Source organism: Streptomyces sp. NPDC005808 (assembly GCF_042871385.1).
Taxonomy (GTDB): Bacteria; Actinomycetota; Actinomycetes; order Streptomycetales; family Streptomycetaceae; genus Streptomyces.
In genome coordinates this window covers 297,568-313,598 of sequence record NZ_JBIAIK010000002.1, presented here as the reverse complement: position 1 = coordinate 313,598, position 16,031 = coordinate 297,568, and the positions used below count along the sequence as shown (strand labels likewise).

Below are 16,031 nucleotides of genomic sequence, written 5' to 3'. Positions count from 1 at the left end.
AGGAGCACCGTTGTGACCGGAAGTGACGCCGAATCCCTCCGTATCGACACCAGCCGACCGCATCCGGCCCGGGTGTACGACTGGTGGCTGGGCGGCAAGGACAACTACGAGGTGGACGAGGAACTCGCCCGCCGGATCCTCGGCGTGGACGAGGCCGCGGTGCGCAGTGCGCGCTCCAACCGCCGGTTCATGCACCGGGCCACCCGGGTCGCCGCCCAGGCCGGGATACGTCAGTTCCTGGACATCGGGACGGGCATTCCGACCGAGCCCAACCTCCACCAGGTCGCCCAGACGATCGCCCCGGAGTCGCGGGTGGTCTACGCCGACAACGACCCGATCGTCCTGCGGTACGCCGAGGCCCTGCTGCGGGGCACCGCCGAGGGCTCCACCGAGTACGTGCACGCCGACGTCCGCGACCCGGACACCATCCTGGGGCTGGCCGCCGAGCATCTGGATCTCGGCCGGCCCGTCGCGCTGTCGCTGGTCGCGCTCACCCACTACCTCGACGACGCTCCCGACGGCGACGATGTGTACGGCCTGGTCGACAGGTACGTCACCGCCCTCGCCCCCGGCAGCTTCCTGATCCTCTCGCAGGTCACCCCGGACCTCAGCGCCGCGACCATCGGGAAGGTGGCGGCACTCTTCCGGGAGAGCGGCACGCCCTTCCACCCGCGCACCCACGCCGAGTTCTCCCGCTTCCTCGACGGCCTGGAGCTGCTGGAGCCGGGCGTCGTCCCGGCCGTCGACTGGCGGCCGGAACCGGTGGACGTGGCCGCCAAGGCGGAGGGCATCGTGCCGCTGTACGCGGGGGTCGCCCGCAAGCCCTGACCCGTGTGGACGCCGTGAGCGGGCCCGCTTGCGCGGGCCCGCTCAATCGATCGAATCCCGGCGCGGCCTTCTCCTGGTAATCCCGGCGCGACCTTCTCCTGGCACAGGTCTCACCGACCCGGTGCGCGGCCACCCGTACACGGCCCGGTCCACCGGTACAGGGCCCGGTCCACCCGTACACGGCCCGCGTCGGCCGGGACGAGGCGGTTCTGCCGCGAGCCGCCGCGGCGGCGGTCGGCACTTCGGCCGGCTGCCGGGCCGCCGCCGTCCCCGGTCGCCGTCCATGAGCCCTGCGTTTAGCGTGTGACGGGGTGTACGGGGGTCTGGAGGCCAGCATGGACCGCTCGTCCGAAGCCACGTCGGGTACCGAGTCAGGCATACCGGCCGCGCCGCCCGGCGGCGGTGTGCCGCAGGCCGGCGGCGGCAGCCACGAGCACCGCTGGCTGATCCTCGCGGTGGTCGGGATCGCGCAGCTCATGGTCGTCCTCGACGCGACGATCGTGAACATCGCGCTGCCGTCCGCGCAGCGGGACCTGGGATTCACCAACGGCAACCGGCAGTGGGTCGTCACCGCGTACGCGCTTGCTTTCGGCAGCCTGCTCCTGCTCGGCGGGCGCATCGCGGACCTGGTGGGCCGAAAGGCCGTGTTCCTCGCCGGACTCGCGGGCTTCGCCCTGGCCTCCGCGCTCGGCGGTGCCGCGACCAGCTTCGGGATGCTGGTGGGGGCCCGCGCCCTGCAGGGTCTGTTCGGCGCGTTGCTCGCACCGGCCGCGCTCTCGCTCCTCACGACAACGTTCACGGATCCTCGCGAGCGCGCCAAGGCGTTCGGCATCTACGGCGCGATCGCGGGCGCGGGCGGCGCGGTGGGACTGCTCCTGGGCGGCGTGCTCACCGAGTATCTGGACTGGCGCTGGTGTCTGTACGTGAACGTCTTCTTCGCCGCGGTGGCCATGACCGGCGGGGCGCGACTCCTGCACGCCGGAAAACCCGCGGACCGGCCGAAGCTGGATGTGCCGGGCACGCTCCTGGTGTCGGGCGGGCTGTTCTGCATCGTCTACGGGTTCTCGAACGCGGAGACGGATTCGTGGAGCGACGTGAAGACCTGGGGCTTCCTGGTGGTCGGCGCGGTCCTCCTCGTGGGATTCGCCTGGTGGGAAACGCGGACCGAACACCCCCTGCTGCCGCTGCGCGTGGTCCTGGACCGGGACCGCGGGGCGTCGTTCCTCGCGATGTTCATCTCCGGTGCCGGCATGTTCGGCGTCTTCCTGTTCCTGACCTACTACCTACAGGAGATCCTGGACTACTCACCGATCAGGACGGGGCTGGCGTTCCTGCCCATGGTCGCCGTGATGGTCGTGATGTCCGTGGTCACCACCAACTACCTGGTGCCGAAGCTCGGGCCGAAACCGATCGTGCCGCTCGGCATGGCGCTGGCCTCCGGCGCGATGGCCTGGCTGACCGCGCTCGGCCTCGACAGCAACTACGCCCAGCACGTGCTGCCCCCGCTGCTGACGGCCGGCTTCGGCCTCGGCATGATCTTCGCGACGGCGATGAACCTGGCCACGTCCGGCATCGCCGCGCGCGATGCGGGCGTGGCCTCCGCGATGGTCAACACCAGTCAGCAGGTGGGCGGTTCGATCGGTACGGCCCTGCTCAACACCCTTGCCACGAGCGCCGCGACGAACTACCTCGTCGGCAAGCAGCCCACGGCACAGGTAGAGGCACAGGCCTCGATGGAGAGCTACTCGACCGCGTACTGGTGGTCGGCGCTGTTCTTCGCGATCGGGTTCGTCGTGACGCCGGCGCTCTACCGGCGCGGGGTGCCCGCGCAGCAGGCCGCGAGCCAGGCGGTGCACATGTAGTGCGGCCGGCCCCGCAGGTGTCCGTACCTGTTACCTGTTCCGCCGGTACGTGGTGCACCGCGGCCGCGACCCGAGGCAGCTCGGGCCACGGCCGAAGTGGCGGTACAGGGAGAGTACGGAGGCGTCGGCCCGTCCGGTGCGCCGCCGGTGCGCCGTTACCTGAGGGCGCGCTTGTCCGCCTTCAGGCTCTCGGTGAGCTTGATGGTGATGAACTCGTTGTTGTCCGCCTTGCCGGGCGTACGGCCGGAGGAGAACGGGAAGTTGTTGTCGTTCAGGACTGCCAGCGTCCGGTTGTCGAGGAGGACCACGTCCTCGATCGTGGTGAACGGGAAGGTGAAGGTCTCGCCGAAGCCGCCGAGGCCCTTCGGGTTCGCGATGTTCATCAGGTCGGCGACGAGGGTCTTGTCCATGACCCCGTCACCGTTGCGGTCCCGGGTGTCGGCGAGGTAGATCCGCTTGAACTTGGCGTCGGCGCCCTGGCCACCGTCACGCTCGATGACCAGGAAGCGGTTCTTGTCGACGGCGATGGCGTCACCGATGGCGTTGGAGGGCGACTCCAGGCGGTAGGTGAAACGCTTCCCCGTGTAGCCCCGGGTCTTCAGGTCGAACTCGCTGAAGCGCAGGTCACCGGGGGTGTCGCCGTTGACCGTGCCTTCGAGCAGCGGGTAGAGGTGCCGGCCGTCGACCGCGCGCACCGTGCCCTCGAAGCCCTTGCTGCTGCCGGTGGTGGGCTGGGCGCCGTTCAGGTACGGGTTCTCCGGCGCCTGCACTCCGTCGAGCGAGATCGGGGCTTGGAGAAGCTTGCCGGTCGAGGAGAAGTGCAACAGGAACGGACCGAACTCGTCGCCCAGCCAGTACGAGCCGTCGTAGGCCCGCACGATGGACTCGACGTCGAAGTCGGCGCCGGTCAGCACCCGGTCGGTCCGGGTGAGTGGGAACGGCACCTTGTGGTACGGGTCGCTGAGGTTGAAGCCGCCCAGGACCTCGACCTTGCCGGTCTTCGTGTCCGGCTTGACGCGGTGCACGCGCAGCAGGAAGTCGGCGCTGTTGGCCTTGTTGCCGTAGCCGTTGTCGGACAGCACGTCGTAACTGCCGTCGTGGCGGTTGACGGCGCCGCTGAAGCCCTGGACGGGCTGGTCGGCGAACGGACCGGTGATGCCGTTGAACGGACCCGCGCCGATGGCCGAGCCGGACGGCTCGCTGTTCGGGACGAACGTCTCGGCCGGAAGGGAGGCGAAACCGGTCAGCGTGGCCTGGCCGAAGGCCGCGGCCTGACCAGAGGCCGTCGCCTGACCGGAGGCCGTGGCCTGACCAGAGGCCGTCGCCTGACCGGAGGCCGTGGCCTGACCGGAGTCCTCGGAGTCGCGGTCGGCCATGGCGGGCGACGCGAGTCCGACGGTCAGCGCGACCGCGCTGACCGTGATCGAAAGTCTCTTCATGACCCGCACGTTAGGGATACCGGGTGACGGGCGGCCGAACAGCGGGCAACGCGAGGCACCGGTGTACTAGACGGCGCCACCCCTCCCGTCCTTGCCCATGTCACCATCTCCACCTCTTTCCCTCTCTTCGTCCACGATCTCCGCGTCCACCACGCCCTCCTCCTCGCTCGGGGCGTGCTCGGCGGTCGCCGGCTCGTCCTGCGGAGGCGTCTGCGACGGCGCCTGCTGGGCCTGTGCGTACATCGCCTGGCCCATCCGCTGGCTCACGGTGGCGAGTTTCTCGACGGCGGCCCGCAGCGCGCTCGTGTCGGCGGTCTCCTCCAGGAGCTCCTTCAGCTCCGCGATGGCCGACTCGACCTCCGGCTTCGTGTCGGAGGGGATGCGCTCCTCGTTCTCCTGGACGAACTTCTCGGTCTGGTAGACGAGTTGCTCGGCCTGGTTGCGGGTCTCGGCGGCCTCACGGCGCCGCCGGTCCTCGTCCGCGTACTGCTCGGCCTCGCGCATCATGCGGTCGATGTCGTCCTTGGGAAGCGCGGAGCCGCCGGTGACGGTCATCTTCTGCTCGCGTTCCGTGGCGAGGTCCTTCGCGGAGACGTGCATGATCCCGTTGGCGTCGATGTCGAAGGCGACCTCGATCTGCGGCACCCCGCGCGGCGCGGGCGGCAGCCCGGTGAGGTCGAAGACGCCGAGCTTCTTGTTGTACGCGGCGATCTCGCGCTCGCCCTGGTAGACCTGGATGCCGACGGACGGCTGGTTGTCCACGGCGGTCGTGAAGATCTCCGAACGCCGGGTCGGGATCGTGGTGTTGCGCTCGATGAGCTTGGTCATGATGCCGCCCTTGGTCTCGATGCCCAGGGACAGCGGGGTCACGTCGAGCAGCAGGACGTCCTTGACGTCACCGCGGATGACACCTGCCTGGAGCGCGGCGCCCACGGCGACGACCTCGTCCGGGTTGACGCCCTTGTGCGGCTCCTTGCCGGTGAGTTCCTTCACCAGGTCGGTGACGGCGGGCATCCGGGTCGAGCCGCCGACCAGGATGACCCGGTCGACCACGGAGAGCTGCACGCCCGCGTCCTTGACCGCCTGGTGGAAGGGGTTCTTGCAGCGGTCGAGCAGGTCGGCGGTCAGCTCCTGGAACTGGGCGCGCGTCAGCTTCTCGTCGAGGTGCAGTGGGCCGTCGGCGGTGGCGGTGATGTAGGGCAGGTTGACGGTGGTCTCGGAGGCGCTGGACAGCTCGATCTTGGCCTTCTCGGCGCCCTCGCGCAGCCGTTGCAGCGCCATCTTGTCGTGTCCGAGGTCGATGCCGTACGAGGCCTTGAACCGCTGGGCGAGATGCTCGACAACTCGCTGATCCCAATCGTCGCCGCCCAGTTGGGTGTCACCGTTGGTCGCCTTGACCTCGATCACACCGTCGCCGATCTCCAGGAGCGAGACGTCGAAGGTCCCGCCACCGAGGTCGAAGACGAGAACGGTCTGCTCCTCGCCGCGGTCGAGCCCGTACGCCAGGGCAGCGGCCGTCGGCTCGTTGATGATCCGCAGGACTTTGAGCCCCGCGATCTCGCCCGCCTCCTTGGTGGCCTGGCGCTGCGCGTCGTCGAAGTAGGCGGGCACGGTGATCACGGCGTCCGTGACGTCCTCACCGAGATACGCCTCGGCGTCCCGCTTCAGCTTCTGCAGCACGCGCGCCGCCAACTCCTGCGCGCGGTACCGGGTTCCGTCGATGGTGCCCGTCTCCGGAAAGCGCCAGCCCGCGTCGCCCATGTGACGCTTGGCGGAACGCGCGGTGCGCTCCACGTTCGTCACGGCTTGCCGCTTGGCGACCTCCCCGACGAGCACCTCGCCGTTCTTGGCGAAGGCCACCACGGAGGGCGTGGTGCGCGCGCCCTCCGCGTTGGCCACGACCGTGGGGTCGCCGCCCTCCAGAACAGCGACCACGGAGTTCGTCGTACCGAGATCGATCCCGACCGCGCGTGCCATGTCCGTCCCCTTCCACCCACCTCTGCCCGGCTCTGCCCGCCTCCCAGCACAAAACTTGAGTGCGTTTCTGTCAATGGGGCGGGAGCTCCGCGCGGGCCCGGACATGACGACGCCGCGGCCCCCTTCGAGGGACCGCGGCGTCGTACTTGCCTACGGGGCTGTCAGGCGAGCTTCGCCGACAGGGTGATCGTCGTGCCGGTGAGCGCCTGGCTGACCGGGCAGTTCTCCTTGGCGTCCTCGGCCGCGGCGACGAAGGCGTCCTCTTCGATGCCCGGCACCGTGCCCTCGACGGTGAGGTGGATGCCGGTGATGCCCTCGCCCGGCTGGAAGCTGACGTCGGCGGAGGTGACGAGCTTGGTAGCCGGGGTACCGGCCCCCGCGAGGGCGTGCGAGAACGCCATGGAGAAGCAGCTGGAGTGGGCGGCCGCGATCAGCTCCTCGGGGCTGGTCTTGCCGTTCGCGTCCTGGGAGCGCGACGCCCACGTCACGGGCTGCTCGTCGATGGCGCCGGAGGAGTCGAAGGTGACGACGCCGTTGCCCTCGAGCAGGTTGCCTTCCCAGACGGTGTGTGCAGAGCGCGTGGTTGCCACGATGAGTCCTTTCGGGTGTGGTCCCGTTACCGGGGTTCCGTATCCCCCATCCGATCACACCTGCGCCCGGACCACCCAGCCGATGGGGCGGCGCCCGCTCAACTCACCCGGAACACCGGTCTCGCGCGTCCCCGGGGGTGCACCGCAGCTCGCTTTTGCGGCGGCCCCGAGGGCGTGCTCAGGCGGCCCGCTCGCCCGGTTGCACCACCAGCGGCACTTGAGGCCCGTCGCACTCACGCAGCCACCGCCGCAGTACATGGTGCACCTGTTCGGCGCCGACCAGTTCGGCGCCGTCCTCGACCGGCAGGGACAGCGCGAGTGGCGACAGCAGGAAGGGCTGTCCCTGGGCGCCGCCGAGTCCGCCGTGCGAGCCGATCTGCTCCTCGAAGGCGAGGACTTCGCCCTCCGCGGGGTCGTACCAGGAGTTGACCATGATGTCGGCGACGTGCGGAAAGGAGTGGGTCCGTCGTACCGCGTCGGCGGCGCCGGGGCCGAAGTCGGCCAGCGGGCCCGGGTTTTCGTCGTCGAGCTCGTCCACCGGAACCTCCGCTCCGTGCGCGCCGAGGACGAGTCCGCCGTACTCCTCGCTGCGTACGAGGACGAAGCCGACGCCCGGGTGGTTGGCGAGCGTGGACAGCAGCGCGGGATGGCGCCGGTCGATCTCCTCGCGGCTCATCCGGTGCGGCACGTCGGGGAAGGAGACGAGTCCCAGGTTGCCGGAGGCCAGCACGATGGGCTCGGCGCGGCGTGCGGGCCGGTGCTGTTCGCCGCCCTCCTCGACGGGCCTGTGCAGCGCGGCTCGCACCGCCGCCCGCGCCTCGGCGCCGCTGTGGGTGCGCCGCGCCTTGCGCGGCACGGGCAGCCCGCAGCCGGCCCGGACCAGGTTGCCGAGGGTGAGTCCGTAGCGGGTCAGGAAGGTCTCCCCCGGGCTCTGGCCGTGGTCGGAGAGCACCACGATCCGGTACCGCCGGGGGGCGTGCTCGGCGACCTTCGCGATCAGCGCGAGTGAGCGGTCCAGGCGGGCCAGGACCTTCTCCGCGTCGCGGCTGCACGGCCCGGAGTGGTGCGCCACCTCGTCGTACCCCACCAGGTCGGCGTAGACCGAGTTGCGCCCGGCGAGCATGTCGCCGATCACCGCGGCGACGACGACGTCCCGCTCGACGACGGTCGCGAAGGCACGGATGAAGGGGTACAGCCCGCCGCGGTTGACGCGCGGGCGCTGCTTCCTGGCACGGCGCCGGGTGGACTGGCCGATCTCCCGGAACACCTCGGCGCCGAAGGACATGGCGGTGCGGACGGCGTTGGCGGGGTCGCTGAAGTACGCGAAGTAGCCCGACCGGGAACGGTTCTCCTTCCCCCTCCGCGCGGCTATGGACAGCACGAGGGCCAGTTGGTCGGCGCCGCCGCTGAAGAGGTTGCCGCGGCTGGCGCCGTCGACGGTGAGGAGTCCACCGTCACCCGTGTACTCGACGGCCCGGCGCTGGAGTTCGGCGGCGCTGCTGGGCCGGTTGCAGACCATGACCTCCTGGCTGTCCTTCTCGTACCAACGGAAGGCCGGGACGTCGTGGTTGGTGCCGTGCAGGATGCCGAGCTGGCTGGCGCCTGTCTGACTGGACCAGTCGGTGCGCCAGGGGGTGAGCCGGTGGGTGGCGCGGGCGCTCGGCCTGCTGTTCCCCAGCCACTGCGCCACGGTCGGCATGAGTCCCTTGCCCACGGCCTCCCGCAGCACGTCGTGGCCGACTCCGTCGAGCTGGAGGAAGAGGGCGGCGGGGGTCGAGGGGCCGGCCTGGCCGTCGGCCCGCCTGCGACGCCGGTCGGCGAGCCGGTACAGCCTGCGCCGGTAGGCGTCGTCGTCCCGTACGGCGAGGGCACCACCGGTGGCCGAGGCGACGGCGGACATCACCGCGGCGACGACCACGGCGGTCTCCGGTGCGGCCTCGCCCCGCCCGGAGGGATTGATCCGCAGGGCTATCAGCAGCAAGGACCCGTTGAGGAAGAAGACGAGCAGCCCGAGGACGAACGCGGGCACCAACAGCAGCGCCCTGACGAACAGCGGCCACGCCAATGACGACAGCAGGCCGAAGACGCCCGCGCCGATCCCCGCGGTGACGGCGATCCGGGTGGCGCTGTCGCCGGCGTCCGTCTCCAGCTGGAAGTCGGGCAGCACACCGGCAAGGACGAGCATCGTGATCGTGGAGACGCCCCACACGACGGCACTCCGCCACAGCCCGCCGAGAACCCGCCGCCAACCCCCGCCGCCCACGCCCTGCCACCTCGCATCCCGGCCCGCCCGGTCCGCGAGGCCTGCTTCCACCCTGTCACAACGGACGGACACGGCCGATCGTCACCAGGTCACGGAACGGATCGCAGGTCAGCGGCTCAGCTTGGGCCCCGGCTCAGCGGAGGTACTCAGCGGGCTCTGTCACTCAGGGGGCTCTGTCACTCAGCGGGCGCCGCGACTCAGCAGACCCAGCAACCCAGCGGGCGCCGCGACTCAGGAGGCTCCGTCGCTCAGCGGCCGTCGTACCCGGCCGTCGGCATCGACAGGCGGCGATGGACCCGGGCCTTCATCTCGGTGTCGTACGAGGGTTCCGCGCTGCCGACGGTCTCGACCCGTACACCGCGGCGTAAGCACTCGGCGGTGAACTCGTCCACCGAGGCGAGGGCGCGCTCCAGGACGCGATGGCTGGGCGCGACGAACAGGTCGACGAGGCCCGCCTCGACGTCGGCCCAGAGGGTGCGGTGGTCGGGGCGCAGACCCCGTACGAGTAACTCGCGCGTGACGATGTAGCCGTGTTCGGCGGCCCAGCGGGCGCACATCGCGTGCTGGCTGCGGGAGTCCACCAGGAACGGGTCCGCGTCCAGTTCCTCCAGGGGCGTCAGGCTTGCGATCGCCGTCACGCGCAGCGACAGGGGCCCCGGCCGGCCCGGCGGGCACCTCAGCGCGTGCATGCCGGCGGCATCGCGCACTTCTCCCATGGCGTCCCCCTCACCTCCGGGTTTCGTCGCAGACCCTACTCCTGCCCGTAGGCTCGGGGGGAGTCGCGCGAAGGAGGCAAAGAAGTGCCGGTGGAGATCACCTGGTGGGGGCACGCCACCTGCACGCTGGAGGACTCCGGCACGCGCGTGCTCACGGACCCGCTCTTCGCGCGCCGGCTCGCACACCTCAGGCGCAGGCGCGGGGCGCCGCCCCCACCGTCGGCCGCGGTCGCCGACGTGGTGCTCGTCTCGCATCTGCACTCCGACCATCTGCATCTGCCCTCGCTGGCGCGGCTCGCGCCCGGGACACACGTGCTGGTGCCCAGGGGTGCCCCACGCGCGGTGCCCGCGCTGCGCAGGCTGGACCACCTGCTGCTCACCGAGGTGGCGCCCGGCGACCGAACGGCAACCGGTGACCTGGTGGTACGTACCGTGTCGGCGCGCCATGACGGGCGGCGGCTGCCGCTCGGTCCGCACCGGGTGCCCGCCCTGGGGTTCGTAGTGGAGGGCGAGGCACGCACGTATTTCGCCGGGGACACCGGGCTGTTCGAGTCGATGGCCGAGGAGGTCGGACCGGTCGATGTGGCGCTGTTGCCGGTCGGCGGATGGGGGCCGCATCTCGGGGAAGAACATCTGGATGCGGGGCGTGCGGCCGAGGCGCTCGTCCGGCTGATGCCACGCAGCGCTGTGCCGGTGCACTACGGCACGTACTGGCCGATCGGATTGGACGCCGTGCGCCCCCATGAGTTCTACGCGCCGGGCGAGGAGTTCGTGCGCCTTGCCGCCGAACGTGCGCCCCAGGTCGCGGTGCACCTGCTCGGCCACGGCGAGTGCGTACGGCCGGAGGTCGCGAGGTGACGGTCTCCGACCGCCGCGGCCCCGGGCGCGCACGCATACCCAGGTGCCGCGAAGTGATGGCCGTTTCCGCTCCGGCCGCCTCGGAGGCCGCGGGGCTGTGTGTGCTTCCGGCGGTGGTCCGGTGAGTTTCCTGGCCGCGGCCTCGACCACGGCACCGGAGACCGCGCAGCAGGCGATCGGGTATCCCACGCTCTTCGTGCTGGTGCTGCTCGGCGCGCTGGTGCCGGTGGTACCGACGGGTGCGCTGGTCAGTTCGGCGGCCGTGGTGGCCTTCCATCAGACGGCGCCGTTCGCGATGCTGCTGGTCTTCGTGGTGGCGGCACTCGCCGCGTTCCTCGGTGATGTCGCGCTGTACTGGCTGGGGCGGCGCGGGATGGGCTCCAAGAACGGTTCACGCTGGCTGGAGGCGATCCGCGCCCGCGCCCCCGAGGACCGCCTCACCCAGGCCCAGGAGAAACTGGGCGACCACGGCATCGCCGTACTGGTCCTCTCCCGCCTCGTCCCCGCCGGCCGCATCCCGGTGATGCTCGCCTGCCTGCTGGCGAAGATGCCCCTGCGCACCTTCGCCCGTGGCGACATCCCCGCCTGTCTGGCCTGGGCAGCGACCTACCAGCTCATCGGCGTCCTGGGCGGCTCCCTCTTCAGCGAGCCCTGGGAGGGCGTCGTGGCGGCGGTGGTCCTGACGGTGGCGATCAGCCTGTTGCCGGGTGTGTGGCGCCGGGTGCGCAGGACCGCGCCCCAGTAGGGGCGCAGCCCTCTTAGGAGCGCAGCCCTATAAGGGGCCCCGTGGGGCGCGGGGAACTGCACGAGCAACCCGGAACATGCCGCAGTCACGCGGCCTCCGCGATCACCCCAGAACCCGGGAACCCCCCACCGGCAGGTCCCACAGATCCTCCCGGTCCCGCCCCGCCCTCTCCCAGGCCGCCCGGACCCGGATCAACGGTTCGAGAACCGGCTCGGCGGAGAGAACGAAGGTGCCCCAGTGCATGGGGGCCATGCGACGGGCGCCGAGATCGACGGCGGCGCGGACCGCTTCCTCCGGATCGCAGTGGACGTCACTCAGCCACCACCGGGGGTCATACGCACCGATGGGGAGCAGCGCGAGGTCGATGCCCGGATAGCGGCGGCCGATGTGGGCGAACCAGTGGCCGTAACCCGTGTCGCCCGCGAAGTACACCCGCTGTCCGTCGGGCGCGGTGAGGACCCAGCCGCCCCAGAGCGTCTGGCAGGTGTCGGTGAGGCTGCGCTTGGACCAGTGGTGGGCGGGGACGAAGTCGAAGCGGACACCATCCAGTTCGGCCGCCTCCCACCAATCGAGCTCGGTGACCTGGGTGAACCGGCGGCGCCTGAACCAGCGTGCGAGCCCGGCCGGTACGAACACCGGTGTGTCGCGCGGGAGTCGGCGCAGCGTCGGGGCGTCCAGGTGGTCGTAGTGGTTGTGGCTGATGACGACCGCGTCGACGCGCGGAAGCGCACTCCAGGCCACGCCGACGGGCGTGATCCGGGCCGGGGTACCCAGGATCTTGCGGGACCAGACCGGGTCGGTGAGGACGGTGAGGCCGCCGACGCGGATCACCCAGCTCGCGTGCCCCGCCCAGGAGACGGCGACGGTCTGCGCACCCACCCGCGGCAGCGGCCCCGGCTCGAACGGCAGCGCCGGGATGTCCGCCAGCCCATCGGGGCGCGGCCGCAGCGCGCCCTCGCGAGCGAACCGCGCCAGGGCCCGCAGCCCCGGCAGCGGCGCCGTCAGCCGGTCCGCGAAGGACCGTGGCCAGACACGCCGTTCGGCGAGCGGACGGGGCTCGGCGAGCGGAACGGGAGGAGACAGTGGGGACAGTGGGGGTAGCGGGGACAGTGGGGACAGTGGGGACTGAGAAGGCGGAGGAGCACCGGCACCGGCCTCGGGCTGCGCCGGGGCCAGGGCCGGTGCCGGGGTGGACGCCGGATCATCCGCGTCCCGCGTGGTCGTGGATGTCGTAGAGCTGCTCGTGGTCGACTCGGACTGCTGCGTCATCGAGGAGGCTCCCATCGCTGAGCGTCATCTCGGAGATCGTCGAAGGCCGACTCCAACAGGGTCAACGCGCGTTGCACATGCGGCGGTTCCAACGGCGAGGGTGACGTGAGGCATTCCACCCGCTCCTCGTCCGTCGTCCCGAGCAGCGGCGCGGTGGCCAGCCGCACCCGGAGCGCCGCGAGTTCGTCGCCGAACCGGTGGCCGCCCGGCGCGGGCAGGCCGAGCCGGGTGGTGAGGAAGTCCTCCAGATCCTGTGCGTCGCCCACACCGTGCGCGCCGAGCGCGGAGCGCAGCGGTCCGAGGTCCACGTACAGGTGTCTGCCGGCCTGCGGTGGCCGCGCGAGGGCGCCCGAGCCCACCACCGCCCGGTGCGCGGCGGCGGCCACGCGCGCGTGGAGGCGTACGGACGCCGTGAGCCGCCCGGTGATCGCCTCGGGCTCGCCGAGCGCGTACGCGGCGGCAGCGGCGACGGGTTCGGCGACCGGGGCGCCGAGCGCGGTGAGTACGTCTAGGACGCGGGCGCGCAGTCGGGCCCCCGATTCGTTGTCGGCGAAACGGGCGACGGCGGCGGGCCAGCCCTGCGGCAGGAAGGGGCCGGCGAGATCCGTGAGGACGGTGACCTCGCCGGGGAGCATCTCGGCCGGGCTGAGCAGCACGGTGTCGTGCGGCTGGTGCAGGGTGTCGCGCCAGGTCTCGTCGCTGACGATGTGCAGTCCCTCGCCCGCCGCGGCCTCGACGGTCTCGTGGACCACCTCGGGGGGCGCGACGGTGCCGGTGGGGTCGTCCGCGACGGAGAGAACGAGCAGCCGGGGGTCGCCGCCTTCGGCGCGCACTCTGCGTACGGTCTCCAGAAGGGCGTAGGGATCCGGCACGCCGCCGCACTCCGCGGGCGTCGCCACATGGAACACGGATCTTCCCAACAGGCGTGCCTGTGGCGCCCACCAGGCGGCGCAGGGCCGCGGCAGCAGGACGTCGCCGCCGAGTGCGCCGGTCAGCGCGAGGAGCAACGCGGGGGCGCCGGGTGCGGCGGCCACCCCCTCCGGAGCGGTGGGCAGTCCACGCCGGGCCCAGTAGCCGCAGGCCGCGTCCAGGAGCGCGGGCCCGCCGCCCGAGGGCTCGGTCTCGGGCCGGTCCGCGGCGGCGGCGAGCACGGCACGCAGTTCCGGCAGCACGGGCAGACCCTGATCGGGGAGCGGCGGCCCGTAGCGGACGGGCCCGTGCCCTTCCGGATGCGTCCGCCGCATAGGTGCCTCCGCGCGTTACGCGCATTCTGTGGTGCAGTGCCGGGTGGTGCTCAGGTGTGGGGCCGGCGCCGCTCTGTCGTCGGGCGCCGGATGACCTGTCAGCCGTCCGCCGACGTGTCCTTGGTCCGCAGCCGGTACACGGCCGCGCCCAGCGCGCCGGTGATCAGGACGCCGCCGGTGATCAGGGCCGGTAGCGAGCCGGTGAAGGCGCCGCCCTCACCGGCGTGGACGCCGCGCTGGACTGGGGCGGGGTGCTCCGCCGTGCCTTGGGCGGTGGCGTTGACTCGGGCCACGGTGTACGAGGCGGTCCACTGTTTCCCGCGTCCGCCGGATGCCCCGGGGCAAGCGCCGTCGACGCCCCACTCGGACTCGGGGCGGCTCGCCGCGTCGCCGCCGTCGTCGTCGTAGATCTCACCGCCGCCCCCGTTCCCACCACTTCCGCCGTCTTCACCGCTCCCGCCGTTCCCACCACTTCCGCCGTCTTCACCGCTCCCGCCGTCCCCACTGCTCCCGCTCTCCTCACCGCTCCCGCCGTCCCCACCACTTCCGCTCTCCTCACCGCTCCCGCCGTCCCCACCACTCCGGCCGTCCCCACCACTTCCGCCGTCCCCGTCGGGCGGGATGCGGGCCGTGCCGCTGTAGGCGGCGCCTGCCACGGTCTCGTCATTTCCGGTGACGCGGCGTAGCTGGACCTTGCCCTCCTCGAAGCCCTCCGAGGTGGCCTCGATGTAATCGGGCGGAGCGCCGCTGATCGCGTCGCAGGTGACGGAGATGGTGACGGTGCCGCCGGGCTCGACGGAGCCCGGGGTGACCTCGGCGGCCGGGTCCGCGTACGCGGCCGAGGCGGCGGCCCCAAGGGCGGCACCGGCCAGGGCGGTGGCGGACAGGACACGGGCGGTACGGCGCATGGGCCGGGCTCCTTCGACGGGCGCTGAAGGGGCACGGCCGTCGTGCCCCCGGGCCCATCACAGCCCGCCGGGGCGACGGGCGCCCGCCGCCGGACACCATTTGCGCTACCCGCACCGCCGGGCGGGTGACGGTGCGGGGCCTTCGGTTGCCGTTCGGGGTGTCCCGCGCTCGCTCCCCTGTTGCCCTCCGTGCCGACCCTCCGATGTGGCTGAGTCGGACAGCGAGACCCGCTTCCCTTTCAGGCCTCGGCCACGCTTGTCCACGACGGCGGGCGGCCACCTCGGACGGTTGGTGCCCTGGGAGATCCGGCGCAATTCCCGGGTGCCGTCGGAGGAGCCCTCCCTTCCCTGCCGCGCCTCCTAGACGGCGTCGTGCATGACCTGTTCGCGCAGTCGGTCGCAGCAGCGGGTGATCAGCCGGGAGACGTGCATCTGGGAGATGCCGAGTTCCTCGGCGATGCTGCTCTGGGTCATGTCGCTGAAGAACCGCATGTAGAGGATGGTGCGTTCCCGCTCGGGCAGCGCCCGCAGACCGGGTTTCACGGACTCGCGGTCGATGACGGTGTCCAGGGCCGGATCGGCCGAGCCGAGAGCGTCGCTGAGCGAGTAGCCGTCCTGGCTGCCGGGAAGTTCGGCGTCGAGGGAGAGCGCGGTGAAGCTCTCCAGGGCCTCCAGGCCGGTCCGGACGTCCTCCTCGCTCAACTGGGCGCGCTCGGCGATCTCGGCGACGGTGGGCCTGCGGCCCGTCATGGACCCCGACAGGTCCTGGCTCGCGAACCGCACGCGGTTGCGCAGATCCTGGACGCGGCGCGGTACGTGCAGGGTCCACATGTGGTCGCGGAAGTGCCGTTTGATCTCGCCGGTGATCGTCGGTACGGCGTAGCTCTCGAAGGCGTTGCCCAGGGCCGGGTCGTAACGGTCGACGGCCTTGACCAGGCCCAGCGCCGCGACCTGACGCAGGTCGTCGGAGCTCTCGCCCCGGTTGCGGAACCGTCCCGCGAGCCGTTCGGCCATCGGCAGCCAGGCTTCGACGATCTCCTCGCGGAGCGCGTCACGCTGCCGGCCCTCGGGGAGGGCGGCGAGTTCGCGGAAGGACTCCGCGGTGTCGGGTGCGTCGTCGTGCGGATGGCGCTTCGCGCTCACTTGGGTTCGCATGATGCGTCGCAACTCCCTTACAGGTGCCTGGTATGGACAGTCACCGTGGGAGCTCATCCGTACGCCGGACGGGGACACCCGGGGCGCGTGATACACCGCTCCCACGGACGTGCCTCCTGTCCGAAGCACTGGGATTGCGCCTGCCCCCGCACTCGCGGGGCAAACACCCGCTCATTC

General features: G+C 71.6%; 13 protein-coding genes. 4 read left to right on the top strand and 9 right to left on the bottom strand.

Annotation, left to right across the window (positions count from 1 at the left end):
- The first annotated feature begins 12 nt into the window (after positions 1-12).
- Both ACFYPC_RS04945 and ACFYPC_RS04940 read left to right on the top strand, forming a co-directional pair.
- Positions 13-828 (top strand): SAM-dependent methyltransferase, encoded by an 816-nt coding sequence (locus ACFYPC_RS04945; protein ID WP_388670847.1) that lies wholly within the window; start codon positions 13-15, stop codon positions 826-828.
- A 335-nt stretch (positions 829-1,163) separates the two neighbouring features.
- Positions 1,164-2,690 carry an MFS transporter gene (locus ACFYPC_RS04940; protein ID WP_388670844.1) on the top strand — a complete coding sequence of 509 codons (1,527 nt, stop codon included), beginning with the start codon at positions 1,164-1,166 and terminating at the stop codon, positions 2,688-2,690.
- A gap of 155 nt (positions 2,691-2,845) precedes the next feature.
- Here the strand turns inward: ACFYPC_RS04940 and ACFYPC_RS04935 are convergent, their stop codons facing one another.
- From ACFYPC_RS04935 to ACFYPC_RS04915, 5 genes are all read right to left on the bottom strand, one after another.
- Complete coding sequence (locus ACFYPC_RS04935) at positions 2,846-4,129, bottom strand: esterase-like activity of phytase family protein (RefSeq protein ID WP_388670841.1); 1,284 nt, start codon at positions 4,127-4,129, stop codon at positions 2,846-2,848.
- A gap of 66 nt (positions 4,130-4,195) precedes the next feature.
- On the bottom strand, positions 4,196-6,106 hold the full coding sequence (gene dnaK, locus ACFYPC_RS04930; protein ID WP_388670838.1) for a molecular chaperone DnaK: 1,911 nt from the start codon (positions 6,104-6,106) through the stop codon (positions 4,196-4,198).
- 161 nt (positions 6,107-6,267) lie between these two features.
- The gene (locus ACFYPC_RS04925; RefSeq protein ID WP_388670835.1) at positions 6,268-6,696 is read right to left on the bottom strand and encodes an OsmC family protein; all 429 of its coding nucleotides are present in this window, start codon (positions 6,694-6,696) and stop codon (positions 6,268-6,270) included.
- A gap of 178 nt (positions 6,697-6,874) precedes the next feature.
- On the bottom strand, positions 6,875-8,959 hold the full coding sequence (locus ACFYPC_RS04920) for an alkaline phosphatase family protein (protein WP_388670832.1): 2,085 nt from the start codon (positions 8,957-8,959) through the stop codon (positions 6,875-6,877).
- A 248-nt stretch (positions 8,960-9,207) separates the two neighbouring features.
- On the bottom strand, positions 9,208-9,648 hold the full coding sequence (locus ACFYPC_RS04915) for a hypothetical protein (protein WP_388672002.1): 441 nt from the start codon (positions 9,646-9,648) through the stop codon (positions 9,208-9,210).
- Between the two features lie 111 nt (positions 9,649-9,759).
- On the opposite strand from ACFYPC_RS04915, the gene ACFYPC_RS04910 reads away from it, so the two are divergent.
- Both ACFYPC_RS04910 and ACFYPC_RS04905 read left to right on the top strand, forming a co-directional pair.
- Entirely contained in the window at positions 9,760-10,533 is a 774-nt protein-coding gene (locus ACFYPC_RS04910; protein ID WP_388670829.1) for an MBL fold metallo-hydrolase, read from the top strand.
- A gap of 121 nt (positions 10,534-10,654) precedes the next feature.
- The gene (locus tag ACFYPC_RS04905) at positions 10,655-11,278 is read left to right on the top strand and encodes a DedA family protein (protein ID WP_388670826.1); all 624 of its coding nucleotides are present in this window, start codon (positions 10,655-10,657) and stop codon (positions 11,276-11,278) included.
- 102 nt (positions 11,279-11,380) lie between these two features.
- On the opposite strand, the gene ACFYPC_RS04900 is transcribed toward ACFYPC_RS04905, so the two are convergent.
- From ACFYPC_RS04900 to ACFYPC_RS04885, 4 genes are all read right to left on the bottom strand, one after another.
- Positions 11,381-12,547, bottom strand: coding sequence for an MBL fold metallo-hydrolase (locus ACFYPC_RS04900; protein WP_388670823.1), 1,167 nt, complete (start codon positions 12,545-12,547; stop codon positions 11,381-11,383).
- Entirely contained in the window at positions 12,544-13,791 is a 1,248-nt protein-coding gene (locus tag ACFYPC_RS04895) for an aminotransferase class I/II-fold pyridoxal phosphate-dependent enzyme (RefSeq protein ID WP_388670820.1), read from the bottom strand. The genes ACFYPC_RS04900 and ACFYPC_RS04895 overlap by 4 nt, the downstream gene beginning before the upstream one ends.
- Positions 13,792-13,889: 98 nt before the next feature.
- Positions 13,890-14,699 (bottom strand): hypothetical protein, encoded by an 810-nt coding sequence (locus ACFYPC_RS04890; RefSeq protein WP_388670817.1) that lies wholly within the window; start codon positions 14,697-14,699, stop codon positions 13,890-13,892.
- Positions 14,700-15,059: 360 nt separating this feature from the next.
- The gene (locus ACFYPC_RS04885) at positions 15,060-15,854 is read right to left on the bottom strand and encodes an RNA polymerase sigma factor SigF (protein ID WP_388670813.1); all 795 of its coding nucleotides are present in this window, start codon (positions 15,852-15,854) and stop codon (positions 15,060-15,062) included.
- Between the last annotated feature and the right edge of the window lie 177 nt (positions 15,855-16,031).

Excerpts from the sequence above, each read along its gene's own strand:
- ACFYPC_RS04940 (WP_388670844.1), top strand. The coding sequence starts at position 1,164 with ATGGACCGCTCGTCCGAAGCCACGTCGGGTACCGAGTCAGGCATACCG.
- ACFYPC_RS04935 (WP_388670841.1), bottom strand. The coding sequence starts at position 4,129 with ATGAAGAGACTTTCGATCACGGTCAGCGCGGTCGCGCTGACCGTCGGA.
- dnaK (WP_388670838.1), bottom strand. The coding sequence starts at position 6,106 with ATGGCACGCGCGGTCGGGATCGATCTCGGTACGACGAACTCCGTGGTC.
- ACFYPC_RS04915 (WP_388672002.1), bottom strand. The coding sequence starts at position 9,648 with ATGCACGCGCTGAGGTGCCCGCCGGGCCGGCCGGGGCCCCTGTCGCTG.
- ACFYPC_RS04900 (WP_388670823.1), bottom strand. The coding sequence starts at position 12,547 with ATGACGCAGCAGTCCGAGTCGACCACGAGCAGCTCTACGACATCCACG.
- ACFYPC_RS04895 (WP_388670820.1), bottom strand. The coding sequence starts at position 13,791 with ATGCGGCGGACGCATCCGGAAGGGCACGGGCCCGTCCGCTACGGGCCG.
- ACFYPC_RS04890 (WP_388670817.1), bottom strand. The coding sequence starts at position 14,699 with ATGCGCCGTACCGCCCGTGTCCTGTCCGCCACCGCCCTGGCCGGTGCC.
- ACFYPC_RS04885 (WP_388670813.1), bottom strand. The coding sequence starts at position 15,854 with ATGCGAACCCAAGTGAGCGCGAAGCGCCATCCGCACGACGACGCACCC.